The organism is Pseudoalteromonas nanhaiensis, assembly GCF_051235485.1.
Lineage (GTDB): Bacteria > Pseudomonadota > Gammaproteobacteria > Enterobacterales > Alteromonadaceae > Pseudoalteromonas > Pseudoalteromonas lipolytica_C.
This window is the reverse complement of sequence record NZ_JBPNYQ010000003.1, coordinates 216147-238069: the sequence shown is the minus strand read 5'-3', so window position 1 is coordinate 238069 and position 21923 is coordinate 216147. Positions and strand designations below refer to the sequence as shown.

Here is a 21923-nt window from a genome sequence, read left to right as displayed (position 1 = left end):
ATAAAAATAAAGCGGTTATTCTAATCATTTAACCCACTAGTTAACAGTGTTTATTCATCGCTTTGCTGCAACTGCCACATTCGAGCGTATTCACCATTCGCAGCAAGTAGCTGTTGGTGCTGACCTTGTTCAACAACCTGTCCTTGTTTCATCACAATAATTTTGTCTGCGTCAGTAATTGTTGATAAACGATGTGCAATCACTAAGCTGGTGTGCCTTTGTGCGACTTCACGCATCGCACTGAGAATGGCTTGCTCTGAATGCGAATCTAGCGCCGATGTTGCTTCATCAAATAATAAAATCGGTGAACCTTTTAAAATGGCTCTGGCGATTGCAATGCGCTGCTTTTCACCGCCCGACACTTTTAAACCGCGCTCACCAACAAGGGTTTTATCGCCTTTGTCTAGGCTGGCAATAAACCCATCTAAATGGGCAAGGCTTATGGCTTTATCAATTTCATCTTCGCTTGCAGTTGGGTTTCCGTAGGCGATGTTTTCGCGAATGCTGGTATTAAATAGCACGGTATCTTGCGGTACGATGGCAATAGCTTGGCGCAAGCTCTCAAGTGTAACTGTGTTGATTGCTTGCTCATCGATGTAAATTTTGCCCGCATCCACATCATAAAAGCGGTAGAGTAGGCGGCTTAGAGTGCTTTTACCTGCGCCACTGGCACCCACAATGGCCACCTTGCTGCCAGAAGTAACCTCAAAGCTTAAGTTATTTAAAATTGGCCGTTGTTTGTCGTAACTAAAAGAGACATTTTCAAATCGGATAGCTGCTTTGGTTGCTTTTAATTGTTTTGCATCTTTGTCATCGCTAATGGCGGCTTTTCGATTTAATAGCCCGAGCATGTTTTCAAGGTCAGTCAGCGCACGGCGTATCTCACGATAAACAAAACCTAAAAAGTTAAGTGGTAAAAATAGCTGGATCATGTAGGCATTGATCATCACAAGCTCACCTATTGTCAGCTCTTTATTGACCACTGAACTGGCACCTAGCCACATTAGCGCTGTAATAGCCGCGGCGATTATAAGTGCCTGCCCTGAATTAAGCGCCAGTAATGATAAACGATTTTTTAGCCTTGCTTGCTCCCATTTAGCTAAAAAGCTGTCGTAGGTGCTCGCTTCATATTGTTCATTGTTAAAGTACTTAACGGTTTCGTAATTTAGTAAGCTGTCGATAGCACGGGTATTAGAGTTGTTATCGGCAGTATTTGCTTCACGAATAAACCGGTTACGCCACTGAGTTACTATCACAGTGAAAGCAATGTAAATAGCGACCGCGATAACGGTGACTAGTGCAAACCACGGCGAAAATAAGGTCGCAAAAATAATCGCTACTGTGATTATTTCAAATAAGGTTGGTACGATATTAAACATCAAAAAGCGCATTAAAAATCTAAGGCCACTTGTACCACGCTCTATATCGCGACTAATTCCACCTGTTTGCCTGTCAAGATGAAAGGCAAGCTCTAAACTATGCAAGTGTTTAAATACTTTTAAGCCAATATGGCGCATTGCGTGCTCTGTAACTCGGCCAAATAATGCATCGCGTACTTCACCAAAAAACACACTGGCAAAGCGCAGCAAACCATAAGCGATGAGCAAGGCAACAGGAACGCTTAATAACGGGTTGATACTCGCATCAACCGCTTCAATTATTTCTTTTAGTGCCCAAGGCATCAGCAATGTGGCGCCCTTTGCTGCAATAAGCGCCATTACGGCTAAAATAACGCGGCCTTTAAAGGTCATTAAATAGGGCCAGAGTGTTTTGATGCTTTGTGATAGGTTCATTGCATCAGGCGATCTCGTCACCTGTTCTTTGCGGCTCATTCCACGCATTGGGGTCTCTTAAAAATCAATTTGATAAAAATAGGCAAAAGCTTTCGTGTTTTAGGCAAGTGTATTTTGCAAATTTACCTCTATACTGAGTGCAGTATACACCAGCGCATTAGCAAATTTGTTAATTGCATGAGTTAAACACGAAGAAAATTAAGGAGTAAGCATGAAAACCGTCGGTTATGCAGCACATGATTCTGAAAAACCATTAGAGCCGTATCATTTTGAACGCCGTGCACTTCGTGATGAAGATGTATCAATTGAAATTCTTTATTGTGGCGTGTGCCATTCAGACTTGCACACCGCAGAAAACGACTGGGGCTGGACTCAATACCCAGTCGTGCCAGGCCATGAAATCGTTGGTCGCGTCCTTGAAGTAGGCAGCGGCGTTACTAAATACAAAGTGGGCGATAATGTTGCTGTAGGTTGTATGGTTGATAGCTGTTTAAGCTGTGACCAATGTCATCACGGTGAAGAGCAGTTTTGTCGTGAAGGTATGGTAGGGACTTACTCAGGACAAGATCGCATTAGCGGTGAACTCACTCAAGGTGGCTATTCAAAACACATTGTGGTGCGTGAAGAATTTGTACTGAGCGTGCCTGAAGGCTTAGACCTTGCTAAATGTGCACCAATTTTATGTGCGGGTATCACAACGTATTCGCCATTACGTACCTGGAATGTCGGCCCAGGTAGCCGTGTTGGTGTGATTGGTTTAGGTGGTTTAGGCCACATGGCGATTAAAATCGCAGCTGCAATGGGCGCACATGTTACGGCAATTAGCCGTAGTGATAAGAAAAAACAGCAGGTTTTATCTTATGGCGCAAAAGATTTATTGGTATCAAGCGATGAAGCTGCCATGCAAGCGCATGCTAATCAATTTGATGTGATCATTAATACCATTCCGGTAAAACACGACTTTACGCCGTATATCCCGCTTTTAGATATTGATGGGACTCAAGTATTGGTTGGTCAAGTAGGTGCGCTTGCTGAGTCTAATTCAGTGCCGTTATTAATGGGGCGTCGCCGTGTTGCAGGCTCATTGATTGGCGGTATTGCGCAAACTCAAGAAATCCTCGACTTCTGTGCACTACATAATATTTTGCCTGAAGTTGAAATGATCAAAATGGAGCAAATTAATGACGCATTCGATAAATTAAAGCAAGGTGATATGGCCTCACGCTTTGTTATCGACATGTCATCATTAGAGGTTTAACTCGTTTAATAAAGTTAAATTACTAAGCGGGCCAAAATGGGCTCGCTTTTATTTTAGTTATTTTTATTTAAGTAATACCTTGTGTTTTATTTTTTTACCCTCATTATAGCCATGTTATCCGCTTAATTTATTGGTCAGTTCTTGTTACGGTTTTTCTCAGTCATTATCTTGCTATTTACTGTGTTCTTTAGTGCACAGAGCATGGCTATGCCTGATACTCACTCACACTTTGCTGCGACTAAATTGTTCCAAGTCGAGCTGACTAAAACCCCAGTTATTTCCCAAACTCATACAGCAGAACACCACAAACCGGTAGAACCATCGGGGTTTGATACCCTTGTGCCGCGTTTAACTGCCAGTAATTCATCATTGTTTCTTTATCATAGTCAGGTTGACCCTGATTACGAGCTATTAATAGAATTCTTTGCTGAAGATTGGGGGAAAGAGCACTTTCTAGCGCCGCCAGGGGCTGTGCGTGAGATCCCATGGTTTGCCTTAGCAACCCAGCGTAAATCCCGCATTAGTGGCTGGAAAGACGCTAATCTTTTGTACAAAGCCAACACGACCTACCATAACTAAACGACTTCCTTCGTTACTTTTGTATTTTTGGAGTTAATTTTTACCGGCTGACAATGCCGGAAGGAAGTCATGTATGTCACATAAATCAAAGCCGGCGCTATGGCGTCGTCTAAAAATGAGTTATGTCGCTATGATAGCGGCGTGTATTTTACTAGCGGTAAGCGCATTACCTAATCTTTATCCTAATAAATCTTGGTTGCACATTAGCTTGCCAGATCAAACTGTGACGCTGCAAAGTGTGACAACTTCTCTAAACCAACATGGTTTTGAAGTGACTGAAGCCAATGATAGCCAAGCACAACTGGCTATTTTATTAAGCGAGCCAACCCAAAGTGCCAATGCGCTGAGTTTTATCAAAACACAATATCCACAGTTAGACGCTAAAATTGTTGAGCATGCGACAAGCCCACAGTGGCTTCAGCAGCTTGGTCTTTCACCAATTAAGTTAGGACTCGACTTAAATGGTGGGGTGTTATTTGTGCTTGATGTTGACTTAGATAAAGCAATGCAAGAGCACTTAAGCAGTGTGTATCAACAAACTAAATTGGCGCTTCGTAAAGATAAAATTCGTGGTATTCGGGCAAGTGAAGTAAAAGGAGGGGTTGAGCTACAAATTTTACCAAGCTCCGAGGAGCAACTCGCAGGGCTCGTCTCAACGTTACAAGGTCAATTCAAAGGCCTGATGCAAACTAAATCAACCACTAATAACCTAACCACGGTATTACTGCATTTTAATGAGCAAAGCCAAAGCGAATTCAATAAACAAGTTATGGCGCAAAGCTTAACAACCCTGCGTGGTCGTATTGAAGAGCTTGGCATCACAGAAGCGGTAACGCAACGACAAGGTAAGCAGCGCATTCGCATCGAGTTACCCGGTGTGCAAGACCCATCTGAAGCTAAGCGTATTATTGGTGCAACAGCGACCCTCGATTTTTATCAGGTCGTCGAAGTAGGTGGTAAAGCGTTTAATGTGCAAGGCGGTGGCGTTGTTAATTTAAATCCTATAGCGATTTTTTCAGGTGATCACATCAATAATGCCAGTGTTGGTAAAGATGAGTGGGGCAAGCCTTTAGTTCAGCTCAGTTTAGACTCGCAAGGTGGTGATGCGATGTCTGCTTTTTCGAAGCACAACATTGGTAAGCCAATGGCCACTGTGTATTCTGAATACTCACGGGGTGAAAATGGCGAAGTTGTGAAAAAAAGCGAAGTGATCAATGTGGCAAACATTGCTCAGCACTTAAGCTCTCGTTTTAGCATTACCAATATGAAAAGCCCACAAGCTGCTTACGATTTAGCGCTTCTATTACGTGCAGGGTCGCTCACAGCACCAGTGACCATTGTACAAGAGCAAACCATAGGCCCAAGCTTAGGCAGTGAAAACATTGAGCATGGCTTAGCTGCGTTAATGCTGGGTATCGGTATTACCCTTGCATTTATGGCGCTTTGGTATCGTCGCTTAGGGCTGATTGCCAATATTGCTTTGCTACTAAATTTAACTGCTTTAGTTGGTTTAATGTCGTTATTGCCGGGCGTTGTACTGACCTTACCGGGCATTGCAGGTCTTGTTCTGACGATAGGTATGGCTGTTGATACGAATGTGATTATCTTTGAGCGAATAAAAGAAGAGAAACGCAAGGGTCGACCTACATATCAAGCGATTGAGCAAGGTTATAACCAAGCATTTACGACCATTTTTGATGCCAATGTAACAACCATGATCACGGCGATTATTTTATATGCCATAGGTTATGGGCCTGTGAAAGGCTTTGCCATCACGTTAGCGCTCGGCCTATTAACTAGCGTATTTACTGGCGTTTACATTTCAAAAGCGCTTAGCCAAACACTGTACATTAAACTAACCAATTTAACGGGGGCAAAAGCATGAGTTGGTCTACTTTAACTGCCGCGAGTAAAGCGCGCGTTTTAGGGCTATTGCTAAGTTGTATTTTAGTCATCGCGAGCTTGGGTGTTTTATCTGTTAAGGGGCTTAACTTTGGCCTTGATTTTACAGGTGGCTACATTACTGAAATTAATACAACGTCAGTCACCACAATTACTGATTTAAAAGCAAAGTTAAGCTCTGAGGCTGCGAGCAAATTAACCATCACTAAAGCGGGTGAATATCACTTTGTTTTAAGAGAAGCGCCAGAGGTGAGTAAAGCCAGTACTTGGCAAGCAGAGCTGAATGAACAAGGCGTCGACTATAGCGTATTATCTAGCTCATTTTTAGGCTCACAAGTGGGTGATGAGCTTTTTGAACAGGGCTGTTTAGCTTTATTTGCAGCGCTGATTGCAATTATGGTTTATCTTGCCGTGCGCTTTGAATGGCGACTCGCAGTAGGTTCAGTGGTTGCACTGTTACATGATTTAACTTTAGTGCTTGGTTTGTTTTCTTTGCTAGGGCTTGAGTTTAATTTAACCGTGCTGGCGAGTTTACTGGCTATTATTGGTTATTCATTAAATGACTCAATTATTGTTGGCGACAGAGTCAGAGAGCTTTTACGTATTCAGCCAGACAATCAACGCATAAATACCCATGTTGTGATTAATGATGCAATTGGCTCTACGTTAACGCGTACATTGATCACCTCAGGCACAACACTTGCGACCATTGCCTGTATTTGGCTGCTTGCAGGGGCTGCATTAACGGGTTTTGCTATCGCGTTATTTGTGGGCATTGTGGTGGGGACATTCTCATCGATTTGTATCGCCGCGACCTTGCCGCAGTTATTGGGGTTAAGTTCAGAAAATTACACCCAAACACTGGATGATAAAACCAAAGCCTATATGGAGATGCCGTAAGTCAGTTTTATAACTTACTTTCATCAGCCGCTATTTTTCCATAGAATAGCGGCTTTTCTGTTTTAACTGCTTTGATATGAATAAAACACACGTAATTGAACATTTACGCTTTGCGCTTGAGGCACAACTGCAAAACGCTAAAGAAGCGGCAAAAGCGGCCCATGATGCAGCAACTCACGAAGAAAGTGTTGCTGAAACTCAATACGATACCTTGGGTTTAGAGGCTGCATACTTAGCGCAAGGGCAAGCTGAGCGAGTTAATGAGTGCTACCGTGATATTCAGGCATTCAATACGGTGTTTAAAGAAAGCGAATTTAATAAGGTTCGTGAAGGTGCATTAGTGTGTCTTATCGATGAGCAAGATAACGCAAAGTGGTTCTTTATGGGTCCAAGTGCTGGTGGCTTAGTGGTCACCGTAAAAGAGCAACCGATTTATGTTGTAACCCGAGAAGCGCCGTTAGGTAAGCAACTGATTGGCAAGCAAATTAATGATGAAGTAACACTGACTATTGCAGGAAATAAGCAGTTTTACAACATTACTGAAATACTCTGATCTAGAAAATTTATTAATCAATAAATTTCATCTTAAGGTAAAAAATAACTCGTTGGTCACAAAGCTAAAAACCCTCTATAAATCACATCAAGCTTAATGCTTATACCAATACGCTTAATTACACAATTATTGTGAATTGGTATTCCAAGCACCCATCTAGTTAAGTGAAGTTTAGCCTCATGCGTTCACTTAATTGGTTGGGTGTTTTCATTTTTTTCATAAGACTTAATTTAGGAAAAGTCGTGTTTAAAACCTTGATTGTGGTTGATAACAATGAGCAACGTATTGCTCAAAATTTCGAAAATGTCATTACCTTTGACACCTACTTACGTGATTACCCAAAACATAATGAGCCAAAAACGCGCATTTTAAACTTGTGTGATACAGGGCAGTATTTAAGTAAAGGTTATTATTGTTCTTTGCTTGCTGAAGCGAGAAAGCATCAGGTATTACCGAGTGTAAAAACAATTAATGCGCTCCGTAGCGATGAGCACAGCACGCGTCATAAAGAGCTCGCTGGTGGCACTGTCTTTTTTGGTCACACAGATAAAGAGCAGCAAAGTAAAGCAACCAAAGCATTATTCTCACAATATCCTGCGCCTATTTTGGTGTGTGATGAGCAAGGTGTTGTAAAACAAGGCACAATTGCATCATTAGATGACACTGGCTTTACAGAGTTTGTAAAACAACTCAGTAGCTTTACCGAGTCTGTGTGGCGCATTCACGATAAAAAACGTCGTTACCGTTGGGATATGGCTATATTGGTTGATCACCAAGAAAAAGTGCCGCCAAGTGATAAAGATGCCATTGCTAAATTTATTAAAGCAGCCGCTAAACATGGTATTTATGCTCAAGCACTGACATTTGATGAAATTACCAATATTGCACAATTTGATGCGCTATTTATTCGTCAAACAACGGCTATCGACCATCCAACTTATCGCTTAGCAAGTAAAGCACAAAGCTTAGGCTTAGTGGTCATTGATGATGCAGAGTCAATATTGCGTTGTTGTAATAAAGTGTATTTACACGATGCCTTTAATTATCAAAAAGTGCCGAGTTTAAAAACTCATGTTGTGGCTGATACAAACGAAGAGACAATTGAAAGTTTAGAAGCAAACTTTAGCTACCCACTGGTATTAAAAATGCCAGAAGGCTCTTTCTCTAAAGGTGTATTTAAAGTTGCTAATCGTGATGAGTTAGTTGCTAAGTTAACTGAGCTGTTTGAGTTCAGTGCACTTGTGCTAGCGCAAGAGTATATGTACACCGAATATGATTGGCGTGTCGGGGTGTTAAATGGCCGTGCAATTTATGCATGTCGTTATTTAATGGCGCGTAATCACTGGCAAATTTACAACCATGATGCAAAACGCTTTTTCTCAGGTGGTTTTGAAACCTTGCCAACATTTGAACTACCTAAAGTGGTACTTGATGCAGCATTAAAAGCCTGTAAAACGGTGGGTAAAGGTTTGTATGGCGTTGATGTTAAAGAGCATCAAGGTAAAGCATACGTGTTAGAAGTGAATGACAACCCGAGTATCGACCATAAAGTCGAAGATGCTTATTTAGGTGATGAGCTTTATATGATCATTATGGATGAGTTTAAACAACGCCTAGAAGCACGAGGCCGCGGTTAATGAACGCATCTGTTTGCCAAATCCGTTTTGCTCAGGCAACGGATTTGGCGGCCCTTGTAGCGATTGAAGAACAAAGCTTTAGTCAAGATAGGTTAAGTAGCCGTAGTTTAAAACGCTGGATCAGCGCAACGCATGGTTTACTGATGGTGGCAGAGGTAGATAACCAACTCGTTGGTTATGGTTTAGTGTGGTGTCACAAAGGGACGCGCCTCGCTCGGTTATATTCACTGGCTGTTTTACAATCTCAGCAAGGCAAAGGCATTGCCTCAAAGATACTGCTTGCGCTTGAAAACGAAACGGCTAAACGTGGCCGTTTATACATGCGTTTAGAAGTTGCGGTAAACAACCATTCAGCAATTCGCTTATATGAAAAAGTGGGTTATCAGGTATTTGGTCATTACAGTGATTATTATGATGACCATAGTGATGCCCATCGAATGCAAAAAAACATTCGTCGTAATATCGAATTTAATGCCGATAAACACACGCCTTGGTATCAGCAAACAACCGAGTTTACCTGTGGTCCTGCGGCGCTATTAATGGCAATGTCATCCTTGAATGATACCGCAATGAGCCAACTCAAAGAGCTGGATATATGGCGTGAAGCGACGACTATTTTCATGACATCAGGGCATGGCGGTTGCCATCCTCTAGGGTTAGCACTTGCGGCAATGAAGCGAGGTTTTAAAGCTGATGTTGTTTTAAATACCCGTGATACTTTGTTTATTAACGGGGTGAGAAGCGAAAAGAAAAAAGCCATTTTGCATACCGTACACAATCAGTTTGTGGCTGAAGCAATCGCTGCAAAACTGCCTGTGAGGTATCAAGAGTTAACCTTGGCCTCCATTGAAGATTGGCTTGCTGAGGGTAAAGCGGTGGTGTTATTGATCAGCACCTATCGATTTGATGGAAAAAAATCACCGCATTGGGTGTGTGTAACCCATATTGATGAGCACTGCTTGTATGTTCATGATCCATTCTGTGAAAACGAAAAGCAATTGGCGATTGACTGTCAGCATGTGCCAATAGCCAAAGCCGATTTTAGCAAAATGGCGAGTTTTGGTTCATCACGACTCAGCACTGCGATGGCCTTTTATTTATAATTTTGATTGTTAGTTTGATTTGGAAGTAAAGTGACACTGAGTAGTTTATTTGATATTGCCCCTTATTCTTGGTCAGCAATTGGTAGCGCCGCTTTTTGCGGCGCAATTATTGGTATGGAGCGCCAATTACGCGGCAAACCTGTTGGTATACGTACCTCAGCACTCATTGTGTTGGGTACCTATTTATTTCTTGCTACTGCATTTATGTTACATGGCGATGTGATAGACCATTCACGTGTAGTGGGGCAAATTATCACCGGTATTGGCTTTTTAGGTGCCGGAGTAATGCTTGCAAAAGATGGCGCGGTTGTCGGAGTAACATCCGCTGCAACGATCTGGGTATTAGCATCAATTGGTGTTGTCATTGCCACCAACAACTTACTAGCTGCAATAAAACTATCTGTGCTAGTAGTAGGTATTTTATATGGTGTAGATGTACTTGAAGCTAAATTTAAGAGTTTAGGTCGCGGCGTGCATGCCCGTGTAAAACGCTATTCAAAGTTGTATTATCGAAAAGAAAAGTGAAGTTAGATAATAGATTAGAGTGAGTCATGGAGCCTTGTTACACGATAAAGCCTGCTAGTTTAGACGATTTGTTACTTGTTGATAGTCAAATCCCTGAGTTTGATGGTAGAAATACGCTCGGTAAATTACAAGCAAGGATAGCAGGTGTTGAGTATTTAATTTTAGTAGCCTTTATCGATAATGAGCCTGTGGCCTACAAACTCGGTTATGCATTAGATTCAAATACTTTCTATAGCTGGCTTGGCGCAGTAGCGCCAAAGTGCAGAGGAAAGGGGATCGCACAGGCATTATTAAACGCACAAGAAACATGGGTTCAAGAGCACAATTACCGAGCTATTAAAGTTAAGTCGATGAACCGTTTTCCTGCAATGCTGAGTATGCTGATTAAAAATAGTTATGCAATAGTGGGTTATGAAGACAGAGGCAGCCCACAAGCTAGCAAAATTTTATTCTACAAAGTCTTTGATTAGCGTACTAAACTCTAGACTACTCATACTCGGTGTGATGCCATTTTTAAACGTTTGACCATGAATATTGGCCATCTCGCCTGTTGTTAAAACAAGAATACTTCCGTCACTGAGTTCAAACGGAGTATTGACGGTAGCTAAGCCACACGTTTTCTCGCCAACGAGTGTTACATTTTCAAGCGATGATAGGCCAATTGCTAAAGCTTCAGCTGAACTTGCGACACTAGAATCAATCAAAACATAAATTCCAATAGGCTGATGTTTTAAATGATAGGTATCTGGTTGGAAATTGATTTTTTGTAGCGAGCTTTCATGGGCTATTCCATCTTTAAAACCAAATCTAGTAATGCTTCCAGATGACAAATGGAATTCACCTAATGTCTGTGTAGCGTCGAAAAAAGGGGAAAGTGCTTGTAACATAGGCCACATATTGCCGCCGCTATTTTTTCTTAAATCAATAATCCAGTATCGAGAGTTCTCGTTATCTTGAGATCTTATCTTATTGATTGAATTACTAACATATTGAGATTTCTCTTTCGTGGTCGTTGAGCCAATACTGGAAATTTTTAGATAAGCAAGTTTACCTTTTTGAAAATTCAGCTTAATTTTACTGTTATTAACACAGCGTTTTTTTGCACTAAAGAAAGTTGTATTTAAACCTTTAACTTTTAGGTAAGAGTGTGGCTCATTAAGTGATTTTATGAGTGATTTTAGGTTTAAGTTACCATATTCGAGATAAGCTGCTTTATTAGCATAATCAGTTTTATGGATAAAATGTAGGTCAATTAACTGTTTTACTTCTTGATAATTTGGTTCTGCAAATAAAGTTAAACTGCAAAAAGAAATATGGGCTAAAAGGCACCATTTGAAAATAGTCATTTTCTGCAATTTACTACTCACTATTTTGGCAGGCTTAATAAAAAGTGTACTCCCTCGTTGCTATCTATTACTGAGATATTACCTTGTAGTTGCTGCGTTACAATTTTTTTAGCAATACTAAGACCTAACCCCATTCCTGTATGGTTGTTTTTTCCTTTATAGAAAGGTGTAAAAATAGCGTTGATCTGATCATCTTCGATTCCGATGCCATTGTCAGTGTAATGAATTTTCAATATACCATTGTAATCTTGCATATCAATTTTGATTCGTGGTTTTTCAACGCCTAAAAATGCGTGCTCCATAGAGTTTTGTAGCAAAATGAACAGCACTTGTTTTAGTAAATCTATTTCAATTTCACATTCTGACTTGGAAGGCGAGTAACTAACCTCAAGCTTGGCATTCGTATCTTTAAGTGGTTGTGTTAAATGGTTAGTTAATGTATCAGCTAACTGTTTGAGGCTAAAGGGAGACTTTGATGATTGAGCTTTTGTGTATAGCAAGTCTTGTAAAATACGTATTTTATGGGCACAGGTGGTGAGGTTCCGTGTTAATAACTCATTAGTATTAGCCATTGTTTCAAGAGCCTTATATAGAGCTTTTTGGCCTAAACTTTTATTTTCAAGACTTTGGTGCGTGTTAGTAATTGATAAATTAGCCACATCAACTGCGGTTATGCAATTACCGAGTGGGGTGTTGAGTTCATGGGCAATCCCTCTTATTAGAGTAGCCAACTCCTCGAACTGTAGTTGTTCAAATGCTTGTTTTTGCTGATGAAGTAATTTTAGTTGGGCTTCAAAACTATGCTTGATGGTTTCAAGTAATTTAATAACAGGTTCACTGTAACTATGCGGTTTATTATCTAAAATACATATCGTACCAAAAGGGGTCGCATCGCCGGCTGATATAGGTAACCCCAAGTAAGAAATCATATTTAACTTTATATCAGGGTTATCTTTCCAATTTTCATCAACCAGTGCGTTAGATATTGATAATAGCTTTTGCGTTTTTATGACATGCTCGCAATATAGGCCAGAGCCATCTAAGCTTTCACAATCACCGATGTTATAGGGATTTTCGAGATGATCATTTTTTGAAAAAACACTGATAACGTTGTCTTCAACTTTCATAATTAAAGCAACGGGCACTTTTGCAAACATCGCTAAAACCTCAAGGGTTTTATTCCAACTTTGTACTAATTCATTATAATCAGGTTGATACATTATTTCCGACTCAGAGAAAAAATTACTGCTATCTGAAAGCTTAGTTACAAATTTAATTTCGGCAAATTAATGCTTGACTTAAATGATATTTTCAAAAATTTCTGAGTTTATCTTACTCGTTATCCGAATAACTTACGTCGCACAACTGTTCTGTATTCACTAGGAGTTTGTGATAGTACTTTCTTAAATACCCGTGTTAAATGACCTTGGTCGTTATACCCGACTTCAAGTGCGACTTCTTGAATCGATAAGTTTGAAGAGGCGAGTAATTCTTTTGCTGTTTGCACGCGAAGTTGTTGCCAGTATTCAATGGGGGTTTGGCTGGTGGCTTGGCGAAAGCGTCGAGTAAAGGTGCGATAGCTTAGGTTGAATTGTGCTGCAATCTCTTGCAAAGACAAATCTGATGTTAGGTTGTTTTTCAACCAAAATTGTATTTGAGCAATGAGTTCATCAGGATGCTTATCGACAGCTCCCTCAAGATAACGTTGATCTTCATATGGCTTACGGATTTCATGGGAAAAATTACGTTCAACATGTTGTGCAGCTTCTCGGCCGTAATATTGACTAATAATATGCACAATAACATCGGCAAGCGCATTTAAACTCGCAACCGTGTACATGCGCTCAGATTGCGTGATGAAAAAGTCAGGCTTGAGCTGGACTTTAGGGTAGTCACGTTTAAATTGTTCTGCGTAATGCCAGTGAGTGGTAGCAGGGTGACCATCCAGTAATCCTGCTTCTGCAACTAAACAATTACCTGTGCCTACACCAATAATATGACTTCCTTGCTGCCATGAATCCTTTAACCATTGCACTAATTTTTTTTGTTTATTGACGACAGGACGCGGATTACGCCAGATGCCAGGTACAATTATTAAATCACTTGTAGGGGCGGTGACTGTTTCACAGTCAGGTATAATTGCCAGCCCCGTTCTGTTGGGTATAGGCGCAAAGTTACTGGCTACTAAGTTGATATTTAGAGGGCAAAACTGTTGAGACTGATGATGGCTTTTAGCAAACGCTTCGCCAGCCCTCAACATCTCAATTGGTAGCGTGAGGCTGGTAATTAATAAATGGGGATAAACCAAGATACTGATTTCGGTGGCTTTAGTTTGTTGAAGTTTTGTCACTTTAATTGCTCCGACCAGTTGTTTTTGGCATTTCATGCATAATATTTGGCTATTTAAGCATAAAGAAGCGTTGGTAATCCATTTAAACTTAAGCGAATTATCGTAACACGTTTTCTCAAGGTAAATTATGACAGCATTACCCGTTATTGTTGGTATGGGTGGTATTAATGCCGCTGGCCGCACTTCTTTTCATCAAGGTTATCGTCGTATCGTGTTAGACAGCTTGGACGCAAAAGCCCGTCAGGAGACATTTTTAGGCTTAGCGACTTTAATGAATTTAGTTACATTGACAGACGGTGTTTTAAAAGATGCAAATGGTAATACCGTCAATGAAGCAGATATTGAAACACAATTTGGCGAGCAAATTTTAGCTGGCACACTTATTCGTAAAATTGAAAAAAACCACTTCGATGTAGATGCAACGCCATGGCAGCAAAAAATGACGTTAACAGCGTCTGATGAACAACAGATTGTTTTTGAAACGCGCCGTCGTGATTTACCATCTCCAGTGCCAGCAAGTTGGCAGGTCGAAGACCTTAGTGATAAAAAAGTGAAAGTCACTATTAGTGCTGATCTTGCTATCAAGCATGACAGCACGCGTGATAATCCAATTAAAGCGGCAGGTCAATTACCGACAGGTTTTGAACCTTCAGCTATGTATAACAGCCGTTATCAACCAAGAGGCTTACAAGCAACTATCTTTGCCGCAACCGATGCTATTCGTTCAACAGGTCTGCCGTGGCAGCAGGTAATGAACAGTGTTGAGCCTGATCAAATTGGTACATACTCAGCTTCTGTGGCAGGTCAAGTCGATGATGAGGGATTTGGTGGATTGATACGTGCGCGTCAACAGGGCGATCGCGTAAGTACTAAACAGCTTGCACTTGGCTTAAACACAATGTCGACTGACTTTATCAATGCCTATGTAACAGGTAATGTGGGTACAACTTTTACCACATCAGGCGCGTGCGCCACGTTTTTATATAACCTGCGTGCCGCAGTAAACGATATTCAAGCGGGTCGTACACGAGTAGCTATCGTAGCGTCTGTTGAGTGTGCTATTACGCCAGAAATCGTTGAAGGTTTTGGTAATATGAGCGCACTTGCAAATGAAGAAGGTTTAAAGCGTCTTGATAATACTGATGTGGTTGATCATCGCCGCACAAGTCGTCCATTCGGTGAAAACTGTGGCTTTACTATTGGTGAAGGTGCACAGGTTGCAATTTTAATGGATGATGCACTGGCATTAGAGTTAGGTGCTGATGTGTTAGGTAGCGTTGCTGATGTGTTTGTCAATGCAGATGGTATTAAAAAATCAATCACAGCGCCGGGTCCTGGTAACTATATTACAATGGCTAAATCTGTTGCATTGGCGAGCAGTATTGTTGGTCAAGAAGCGGTACAAAAACGAAGCTTTATTTTGGCACATGGCTCGAGCACGCCACAAAATCGTGTAACAGAATCATTAATTTATCATAAAGTAGCACAGACATTTGCGATTGATAATTGGAAGGTTGCAGCACCTAAGGCGTATGTGGGTCATACTATAGCGCCAGCTAGTGGAGATCAGTTAGCTATGGCGTTAGGTGTGTTCAGTCATAATATTATGCCGGGTATCACGACAATCGATAAAGTGGCGGATGACGTTTATAGCGAGCATTTAGATATTCGTACTCAACATTACCAATGCGATGCAATGGACATTGCATTTATTAACTCTAAAGGATTTGGTGGTAATAACGCAACGGCAACAGTACTTTCACCAACAATCACATTAAAAATGCTAGCAAAGCGTCATGGAGATGCGGTTATGGCGCAATATCAAGACCGTCATACTCAAGTTGCACAAGCCCAAGCTGACTACCAAAAACAGGCTGATTTAGGTCATTATGACCTTATATATCGTTTTGGTGATGGACTAATTGACGAAAATGACATTGAAATTTGTGAAGATTCAATGACAATCCCTGGTTTTGATAAGAGGATTTTGTTAACAAAATCAAACCCATACCAGGATATGTTTTAAGATCAAGACATGTTTAAGCACATTCTTGACAGCAAGGCGCTTTTAAAGCGCCTTTTTTAGTGCTATAAATGTTCCTATCTAAGGGAATTGGAGCAATTACTCATGATCAAACTTACTAAATTTGCTGTACTTTGTTCACTAATCGGATTACCAACACATACTTTAGCACGAGACGTTAATGACTTAGGTATTGACGTACAAGCTGCTACATCGGCCTATATCGTTAAAAATCAAAATCCGCGTTTTGCTGGTAGCTACAATGGCTCTCGATTAGAAGGGTGGGCGTTAATGTCGTATGTAGTTGACACACAAGGTAAAGCGAAAGACATTGAAGTGATCATGGCCTCCGATACCCGTGGTAGTGAAGAAAACGCAGAGAAATATTTAACTAATTTAGAGTTTGCACCAGCCACTAAAGAGGGTAAAACAGTTGAAGGTGGGTATCTATTTTCATTTGAAGTAGGGAAATATTTTAACGGTTACTCAAATGATAAAGCGAGCCGTGGTTTTATTAATGAATACGATGAAATTAATAAAATGCTGCAAGCCAAAGAGTTTAAAAAAGCTGAGCAGGCATTGGCTAAGTTATATAAAGATCACACCAAAAACACCTCTGAGCAGGCGTTATTTGCTTGGTTAAAAAGTCAATTTTATTACTACCAACAGCAATGGTTTGGCTTTGATGAGCAATTGTCGATAGCCTATTTATTGCGAGCAAAATTACCAACAGATATTCAGTATTTAGTCGCTAAAAGTGCTCTGCAGTGGTATAGCTTTAAGGGCGATTTTAACCTCGCTTACAATGCTATTTATGCACTTGATAATATCGAAGGTAAAGAATTCTCAGAAGAAAACAAGCTTGCTACAATTAAGCAAATTGATGACTTGTTAGCCCGCACACCGCAAATCAATTCACAAATTAATGTTTCAAAAGATAAGCTGTCTTATTTATCTTTGTCTCGCGGTTCTATCAAGATAGAGGGCGCAAGTGATGTATCCAAATTACAGATCCGTTGTGCTGATCAAGTCATTGATCTTGAAGCCAGTGAGTTAGTTAACTATGTCATTGATGAGCAAAGCAGACGCTGCGGTTTATTAGTTAAATCTGCAAACCCAGCTGAAATTAAAGTTAAACAAACAGGATATGCCATCGTAAACTCTAAATACGATGCTAGTTAACTGTTTACTTTAAGCGTTTAACATACCTTAGCGTTACGAAATTAATTAATGCCATTAAAAAGGCAATTTCGTAGCGACTGAATGCCACAGCTATGCCAATAAGTCCCATATTCCAAATACTGGCCGCTGTGGCTGTTCCATAAGTTGAATTTTTGTTCTTCAAAATGGCACCGCCACCGATAAAGCCAATACCTGTGATAATCCCTTCTAGTACTTTTGATTCAGCCTCAGAGCTTGTTAATACAGACATGCCCACTAATGCATAACCACAAGATGCAACGGCTACTAACGGAAAAGTTCGAAGACCAGCGCCATTACTGGTTTTTTCACGGTCAAATGCCATGGGCAAGGCAAGTAAATAGGCAATCCCTAAGTGAATTAAATTATCGAGAATTTCATACCAATCAAAATTAAAGTCCATACTTAGCTCCTTGCGATGTTAATTTTGACTGAGCTGCAATTTCAATACCCGATCAACAAATTTAATAAAATGAGGAAACTAGGGACATGTAGCCGGGTTTTAAAAAGTAAGGCTTGGTATAATTTGCGCTTTTTACGCATTGCTATGTCATTTTTTCAGTCTTTTGGCTGTTTGAATTTCAGCCATGCTAACAGTATGCTAATCACGCTGAATAAATAGGCTTCACTTTGAAACATTCCACCTCACCTCTTGAAAAGACCGCGCTTGCACTGTGTATGTTTGGTGCTCTCATTGCTGTTATATTGCCGGACATTATCACTGAGCAAGTACAACCGTTTGTACAAATGGTTTTAAAGTGGATAGGTAGTAGCTTTTTCTTGATGATCAATTTTTTATTGTTTGCCATCATAATATTAGCCGTAAGTCCATTAGGAAGCCGCAAAGTTGGTGGCGAACATGCTGTTGTCGAGTACTCAAACTTTGGTTGGTTTGCTATGCTGTTTGCTGCTGGAATGGGCTCAGGGTTGGTTTTTTGGGGTGTAGCAGAGCCTGCATTACACTCCCTTGACCCACCACTTAAACAAAGCTTATACCCAGACAGACTAGCAAGTAGCTTGGCTTTAACCTTGGTCAATTGGGGAGCTCATGCTTGGGCTCTTTATGCAGTCTTTGCATTAGTTCTTGGTGGCTTAACACAGTACAGTGGTAAGTCAGGAGATATATGTGCTCCTGTTTTAACGGCACTTGGCAATCGGTTTGATAGATCTGCAAAATATACAGTCTCGTTTATTGTAAAATTAACTGCGGTGCTCTCGATATTTTTTGGTGTAGTGGGGACCATAGCAAATTCAACTTTACTGATCAGTAAAGGTGTTGAGATCGAGTTGGGTGTTACTTCAACATTATTAGTTGGGTCTTTAATCGTTTGTTTGTTAGCAGTTATTTATTCTCTGTCGGTTAAGTTTGGTTTACGCCGCGGTGTGCAATCACTGAGCATATTTAATGTGCTTTTGGCATTTAGTTTGCTCGTTTGGTTGCTAATAGTGGTGCCGATTGCGCCCATTATTAAAATTGCATTAGATGGAACCGGCTACTATTTACAGTTACTTGCGACCGGCACTTGGCAATTTGATAGCCAATTAAAAACACCAGATTGGGCCAATCATTGGACATATAATTACTACTTTTGGTGGTTAGCATGGGGGCCATTCGTCGGCGTGTTCCTAGCCAAAATTAGTCAGGGGCGTAAGGTTTGGCAATTTATTATGGCGGTTGTGTGCATTCCAACTTTAGTCACAATTATCTGGTTTGCGACTTTCTCAGGCGCAGCGATTGAATGGGATAGACTCAATCAAGCAGGCATTTTAGCTGCAATTAGACAAGATTACAGCCAAGGCCTATTTGTATTTTTTCATCAATTAGGTTGGCAAGGGACCGTGTTTATTTGGTCAAGTTTGTTATTACTCTTGGTATTTGTGGCAACCTCAGCTGACTCTGCAATTTTAGTGATAAGAGAGCTTGTTGGAGCTAAAAATAATCGTGTGACCCTCTACGCATGGTGTTTTGCTTTATTTATATGCAGCTTTTCATTATTACTGTTACAAGATGAGCCCTTAAATCGTAGCGTTGCAATTTTAGGCGCTTTACCTTTCTTACTAATATTTTTATTGCAGCTGGTTGGTTTTTTAAAAGAGTTTATTCGCGATATTTGTGATTAATACCAACCCAAGAACAATTACCTCAAAGTAGATCACTTAATTAAGCGAGTTGGTATCACTACAATTTCTTACAGTAAAATTAAGCATTTGCTATTATGCTCATAAAATAAGCTTAAGTGTATTGGAGGACCCATGCTTAATTGTTGTCAAATAAACCATGTCATAAAAGAATGTGTTGTGGTTAAAGCTGAACCGAAAAAAGACCTACAATGATGGATAGCTTTAACAATGAAGATTAACTTCTCAAAACTTGTTATCTACTCACTAATTTATCAATTAACGGGGTGTACCTTGGCGGGAGCCTTTATTGATGGTTCTGCAAAAAACTCACCATCAACTAAGCTTGGAAATACAAATGCAAATCATGCTAAGACTACAATAAAAGATCCCGAGGGTTTCTCATTCGCAAAGCTAGGTTTTGAAATTGACAGTGCTGTGATTGGCTTATTAAAACCGAAAGACAAAGAACCGCAACTGGTTTGCAGGCAAATCAGTCAAAGTATCAAAGAGTGTGAGGAAATAAAGACCTCACACTAGTCATTACTTATTACAAATACTTTTGATGAAACATTAGGTGTTCATCAATAAAGCTGCTGATAAAGAAGTAACTATGATCATAACCAGCGTGCATGTTAATTTCAGCTGGGTAATCTTTTTCGTTCACGACAGCAAATAAGTTCTCGGTTTTGAGTTGCTCAGTTAAGAAGTTATCGGCTTCACCTTGATCAATACGCATCGGTAAATAATCGTCAGCAATTGCTTTTTTCATTAATTCACAGCTATCGTATTCGAGCCAATTTGCTTTATCACTGCCAAGGTAATTGCTAAACGCCTTTTCACCCCAAGGGCAATTCATCGGGTTCACAATCGGGCTAAAAGCACTAGCGCTAACGTACTGCTTAGGGTTTTTAAGTGCAATCATTAGCGCGCCATGGCCACCCATAGAGTGTCCGGCAATGGCTTTTTTGTTAGTAACAGGGAAGTGCGCCTCAATCAGTGCTGGTAACTCAGCAACAACATAATCGTACATGTTGTAATGCACATTATAAGGTGCTTGGGTTGCATTAACATAAAAGCCTGCACCTTGACCAAAATCGTAGTTTTCGTCGTCAGGAACATTATCACCGCGCGGGCTAGTATCTGGGGCGACGATAGCAATACCTAGTTCAGCCGCTTTTTTAAAAGCTCCCGCTTTTTGCATAAAGTTTTCATCAGTGCAGGTTAAACCTGATAACCAATACATTACAGGTACTTTATTCGTTTCGCTGGCACCAGGCGGTAAAAATATCGCAAAGCGCATGGCACAATGTGTACTATTAGCTTGGTGGGTATATTGTTTATGCCAGCCACCGCTGACTTTTGTTGAGCTTATGTTTTCTAGCATAACCACATCCTTGAAACAAAAGCGCTAGGTAGTAACCTAGCGCAAAATTAAAAGATTAATAATGAATAACTGAGCGAATACTCTTACCTTCGTGCATTAAGTCGAAAGCTTCATTGATATCTTCTAGTTTCATGGTGTGTGTGATGAAATCATTCAACGCAAACTCACCATTCATATAGCGCTCAACAATCTCTGGTAGCTCAGAGCGACCTTTAACGCCACCAAATGCGCTACCACGCCATACACGGCCTGTTACTAGTTGGAATGGACGGGTAGAGATCTCTTGACCTGCGCCTGCAACACCGATAATTACTGATTCGCCCCAACCTTTGTGACAACACTCAAGGGCAGAGCGCATAACATTAACGTTGCCGATACATTCAAATGAGAAATCAACACCGCCGTCAGTCATTTCAACAATGACTTCTTGGATTGGTTTGTCGTAGTCATTTGGATTAATTAAATCAGTTGCGCCTAATTTAGTAGCTAATTCGAACTTGCTGGTATTGATATCAACACCAATAATACGGCTTGCGCCAGCCATAGTTGCACCAATGATGGCAGATAAACCAATACCACCAAGGCCAAAAATAGCAACAGTATCACCTTTTTGAACTTTTGCTGTTTTAGTCACAGCACCCATGCCGGTTGTTACACCACAACCAAGTAAACAAATTTCTTCAAGAGGTGCTTCTTTGCTCACTTTAGCAAGTGAAATCTCAGGTAATACAGTGTATTCAGAGAAAGTAGAGCAACCCATGTAGTGATAAATTGGTTGACCATCTTTATAGAAACGCGTTGTGCCATCTGGCATTAAACCTTTACCTTGCGTTTCACGTACCGCAGAGCATAAGTTTGTTTTGCCAGACTTACACATCTTACACTCGCCACATTCAGCAGTGTAAAGAGGTATAACATGATCGCCTACTTCAACGTGCGTTACGCCTTCACCAACAGCTTCAACAATACCGCCGCCTTCATGGCCAAGGATTGCTGGGAAAATACCTTCAGGGTCTTCACCAGACAAAGTGAATGCATCGGTATGACAAACACCTGTAGCAACAATCTTTACCAGTACTTCGCCTTTTTTAGGCATCATTACATCCACTTCTTCAATTGAGAGTGGTTGATTTGGACCCCAAGCGATAGCCGCTTTTGATTTAATAAAATCAGTCATAACGTTCCCTTATAGTTGTTGGAAGTAAGTAATAAACTTAGTCTATTTTATTTATTTCTCAATGAATGATAA

20 protein-coding genes are annotated in these 21923 nt (G+C 40.6%); 13 read left to right on the top strand and 7 right to left on the bottom strand.

Annotated features, from left to right (window positions below):
* Nucleotides 1-50 precede the first annotated feature (50 nt).
* Nucleotides 51-1793, bottom strand: a complete 1743-nt coding sequence (locus tag ACSFVZ_RS05105) for an ABCB family ABC transporter ATP-binding protein/permease (protein ID WP_435558280.1) — start codon at nt 1791-1793, stop codon at nt 51-53.
* 211 nt (nt 1794-2004) lie between these two features.
* On the opposite strand from ACSFVZ_RS05105, the gene ACSFVZ_RS05100 reads away from it, so the two are divergent.
* From ACSFVZ_RS05100 to ACSFVZ_RS05060, 9 genes are all read left to right on the top strand, one after another.
* The gene (locus ACSFVZ_RS05100; RefSeq protein WP_138557606.1) at nt 2005-3051 is read left to right on the top strand and encodes an NAD(P)-dependent alcohol dehydrogenase; all 1047 of its coding nucleotides are present in this window, start codon (nt 2005-2007) and stop codon (nt 3049-3051) included.
* A 207-nt stretch (nt 3052-3258) separates the two neighbouring features.
* Nucleotides 3259-3630 (top strand): hypothetical protein, encoded by a 372-nt coding sequence (locus tag ACSFVZ_RS05095; protein ID WP_138557605.1) that lies wholly within the window; start codon nt 3259-3261, stop codon nt 3628-3630.
* 73 nt (nt 3631-3703) lie between these two features.
* The gene (secD, locus tag ACSFVZ_RS05090; protein WP_253038412.1) at nt 3704-5515 is read left to right on the top strand and encodes a protein translocase subunit SecD; all 1812 of its coding nucleotides are present in this window, start codon (nt 3704-3706) and stop codon (nt 5513-5515) included.
* On the top strand, nt 5512-6432 hold the full coding sequence (gene secF / locus ACSFVZ_RS05085; protein ID WP_138557603.1) for a protein translocase subunit SecF: 921 nt from the start codon (nt 5512-5514) through the stop codon (nt 6430-6432). Before secD ends, secF begins: the two co-directional genes overlap by 4 nt.
* Nucleotides 6433-6508: 76 nt before the next feature.
* Nucleotides 6509-6985: a GreA/GreB family elongation factor gene (locus tag ACSFVZ_RS05080; RefSeq protein ID WP_138557602.1), complete on the top strand. Its 477-nt coding sequence runs from the start codon at nt 6509-6511 to the stop codon at nt 6983-6985.
* A gap of 242 nt (nt 6986-7227) precedes the next feature.
* Nucleotides 7228-8622: a RimK family ATP-grasp domain-containing protein gene (locus tag ACSFVZ_RS05075; protein ID WP_138557601.1), complete on the top strand. Its 1395-nt coding sequence runs from the start codon at nt 7228-7230 to the stop codon at nt 8620-8622.
* Nucleotides 8622-9725 carry a peptidase C39 family protein gene (locus ACSFVZ_RS05070; RefSeq protein ID WP_435558255.1) on the top strand — a complete coding sequence of 368 codons (1104 nt, stop codon included), beginning with the start codon at nt 8622-8624 and terminating at the stop codon, nt 9723-9725. Before ACSFVZ_RS05075 ends, ACSFVZ_RS05070 begins: the two co-directional genes overlap by 1 nt.
* A gap of 30 nt (nt 9726-9755) precedes the next feature.
* Complete coding sequence (locus tag ACSFVZ_RS05065) at nt 9756-10250, top strand: MgtC/SapB family protein (protein WP_138557599.1); 495 nt, start codon at nt 9756-9758, stop codon at nt 10248-10250.
* Nucleotides 10251-10276: 26 nt separating this feature from the next.
* Entirely contained in the window at nt 10277-10720 is a 444-nt protein-coding gene (locus ACSFVZ_RS05060) for a GNAT family N-acetyltransferase (RefSeq protein ID WP_435558254.1), read from the top strand.
* On the opposite strand, the gene ACSFVZ_RS05055 is transcribed toward ACSFVZ_RS05060, so the two are convergent.
* The 3 genes from ACSFVZ_RS05055 to ACSFVZ_RS05045 form a co-directional block, all read right to left on the bottom strand.
* Nucleotides 10697-11596, bottom strand: a complete 900-nt coding sequence (locus tag ACSFVZ_RS05055; protein WP_435558279.1) for a S41 family peptidase — start codon at nt 11594-11596, stop codon at nt 10697-10699. The two genes, ACSFVZ_RS05060 and ACSFVZ_RS05055, sit on opposite strands and share 24 nt — an antisense overlap.
* A 20-nt stretch (nt 11597-11616) precedes the next feature.
* On the bottom strand, nt 11617-12753 hold the full coding sequence (locus ACSFVZ_RS05050; RefSeq protein ID WP_168246735.1) for a GAF domain-containing sensor histidine kinase: 1137 nt from the start codon (nt 12751-12753) through the stop codon (nt 11617-11619).
* A gap of 182 nt (nt 12754-12935) precedes the next feature.
* Complete coding sequence (locus ACSFVZ_RS05045; protein WP_138557596.1) at nt 12936-13982, bottom strand: GlxA family transcriptional regulator; 1047 nt, start codon at nt 13980-13982, stop codon at nt 12936-12938.
* A gap of 91 nt (nt 13983-14073) precedes the next feature.
* On the opposite strand from ACSFVZ_RS05045, the gene ACSFVZ_RS05040 reads away from it, so the two are divergent.
* Nucleotides 14074-15972 (top strand): beta-ketoacyl synthase, encoded by a 1899-nt coding sequence (locus ACSFVZ_RS05040; protein ID WP_435558252.1) that lies wholly within the window; start codon nt 14074-14076, stop codon nt 15970-15972.
* Nucleotides 15973-16074: 102 nt separating this feature from the next.
* Nucleotides 16075-17151 carry an energy transducer TonB gene (locus ACSFVZ_RS05035; protein WP_138557594.1) on the top strand — a complete coding sequence of 359 codons (1077 nt, stop codon included), beginning with the start codon at nt 16075-16077 and terminating at the stop codon, nt 17149-17151.
* A gap of 4 nt (nt 17152-17155) precedes the next feature.
* On the opposite strand, the gene ACSFVZ_RS05030 is transcribed toward ACSFVZ_RS05035, so the two are convergent.
* Nucleotides 17156-17572, bottom strand: a complete 417-nt coding sequence (locus ACSFVZ_RS05030) for an MgtC/SapB family protein (protein WP_135924881.1) — start codon at nt 17570-17572, stop codon at nt 17156-17158.
* Between the two features lie 227 nt (nt 17573-17799).
* Between ACSFVZ_RS05030 and ACSFVZ_RS05025 the strand changes: the two genes are divergently transcribed.
* A complete protein-coding gene (locus ACSFVZ_RS05025) occupies nt 17800-19290 on the top strand; it encodes a BCCT family transporter (RefSeq protein ID WP_249930215.1) in 1491 nt (496 codons plus the stop codon).
* Nucleotides 19291-19518: 228 nt separating this feature from the next.
* Nucleotides 19519-19827 (top strand): hypothetical protein, encoded by a 309-nt coding sequence (locus tag ACSFVZ_RS05020; protein ID WP_138557593.1) that lies wholly within the window; start codon nt 19519-19521, stop codon nt 19825-19827.
* A gap of 10 nt (nt 19828-19837) precedes the next feature.
* Here the strand turns inward: ACSFVZ_RS05020 and fghA are convergent, their stop codons facing one another.
* Together fghA and ACSFVZ_RS05010 are read right to left on the bottom strand one after the other, a co-directional pair.
* Entirely contained in the window at nt 19838-20674 is an 837-nt protein-coding gene (fghA, locus tag ACSFVZ_RS05015; RefSeq protein ID WP_138557592.1) for an S-formylglutathione hydrolase, read from the bottom strand.
* Between the two features lie 55 nt (nt 20675-20729).
* Nucleotides 20730-21851 carry an S-(hydroxymethyl)glutathione dehydrogenase/class III alcohol dehydrogenase gene (locus ACSFVZ_RS05010; protein WP_138557591.1) on the bottom strand — a complete coding sequence of 374 codons (1122 nt, stop codon included), beginning with the start codon at nt 21849-21851 and terminating at the stop codon, nt 20730-20732.
* Nucleotides 21852-21923 lie beyond the last annotated feature (72 nt).

Excerpts from the sequence above, each read along its gene's own strand:
- ACSFVZ_RS05105 (WP_435558280.1), bottom strand. The coding sequence starts at position 1,793 with ATGAACCTATCACAAAGCATCAAAACACTCTGGCCCTATTTAATGACC.
- ACSFVZ_RS05100 (WP_138557606.1), top strand. The coding sequence starts at position 2,005 with ATGAAAACCGTCGGTTATGCAGCACATGATTCTGAAAAACCATTAGAG.
- ACSFVZ_RS05095 (WP_138557605.1), top strand. The coding sequence starts at position 3,259 with ATGCCTGATACTCACTCACACTTTGCTGCGACTAAATTGTTCCAAGTC.
- secD (WP_253038412.1), top strand. The coding sequence starts at position 3,704 with ATGTCACATAAATCAAAGCCGGCGCTATGGCGTCGTCTAAAAATGAGT.
- secF (WP_138557603.1), top strand. The coding sequence starts at position 5,512 with ATGAGTTGGTCTACTTTAACTGCCGCGAGTAAAGCGCGCGTTTTAGGG.
- ACSFVZ_RS05080 (WP_138557602.1), top strand. The coding sequence starts at position 6,509 with ATGAATAAAACACACGTAATTGAACATTTACGCTTTGCGCTTGAGGCA.
- ACSFVZ_RS05070 (WP_435558255.1), top strand. The coding sequence starts at position 8,622 with ATGAACGCATCTGTTTGCCAAATCCGTTTTGCTCAGGCAACGGATTTG.
- ACSFVZ_RS05060 (WP_435558254.1), top strand. The coding sequence starts at position 10,277 with ATGGAGCCTTGTTACACGATAAAGCCTGCTAGTTTAGACGATTTGTTA.
- ACSFVZ_RS05055 (WP_435558279.1), bottom strand. The coding sequence starts at position 11,596 with ATGACTATTTTCAAATGGTGCCTTTTAGCCCATATTTCTTTTTGCAGT.
- ACSFVZ_RS05050 (WP_168246735.1), bottom strand. The coding sequence starts at position 12,753 with ATGTTTGCAAAAGTGCCCGTTGCTTTAATTATGAAAGTTGAAGACAAC.
- ACSFVZ_RS05045 (WP_138557596.1), bottom strand. The coding sequence starts at position 13,982 with ATGAAATGCCAAAAACAACTGGTCGGAGCAATTAAAGTGACAAAACTT.
- ACSFVZ_RS05040 (WP_435558252.1), top strand. The coding sequence starts at position 14,074 with ATGACAGCATTACCCGTTATTGTTGGTATGGGTGGTATTAATGCCGCT.
- ACSFVZ_RS05035 (WP_138557594.1), top strand. The coding sequence starts at position 16,075 with ATGATCAAACTTACTAAATTTGCTGTACTTTGTTCACTAATCGGATTA.
- ACSFVZ_RS05030 (WP_135924881.1), bottom strand. The coding sequence starts at position 17,572 with ATGGACTTTAATTTTGATTGGTATGAAATTCTCGATAATTTAATTCAC.
- ACSFVZ_RS05020 (WP_138557593.1), top strand. The coding sequence starts at position 19,519 with ATGAAGATTAACTTCTCAAAACTTGTTATCTACTCACTAATTTATCAA.
- fghA (WP_138557592.1), bottom strand. The coding sequence starts at position 20,674 with ATGCTAGAAAACATAAGCTCAACAAAAGTCAGCGGTGGCTGGCATAAA.
- ACSFVZ_RS05010 (WP_138557591.1), bottom strand. The coding sequence starts at position 21,851 with ATGACTGATTTTATTAAATCAAAAGCGGCTATCGCTTGGGGTCCAAAT.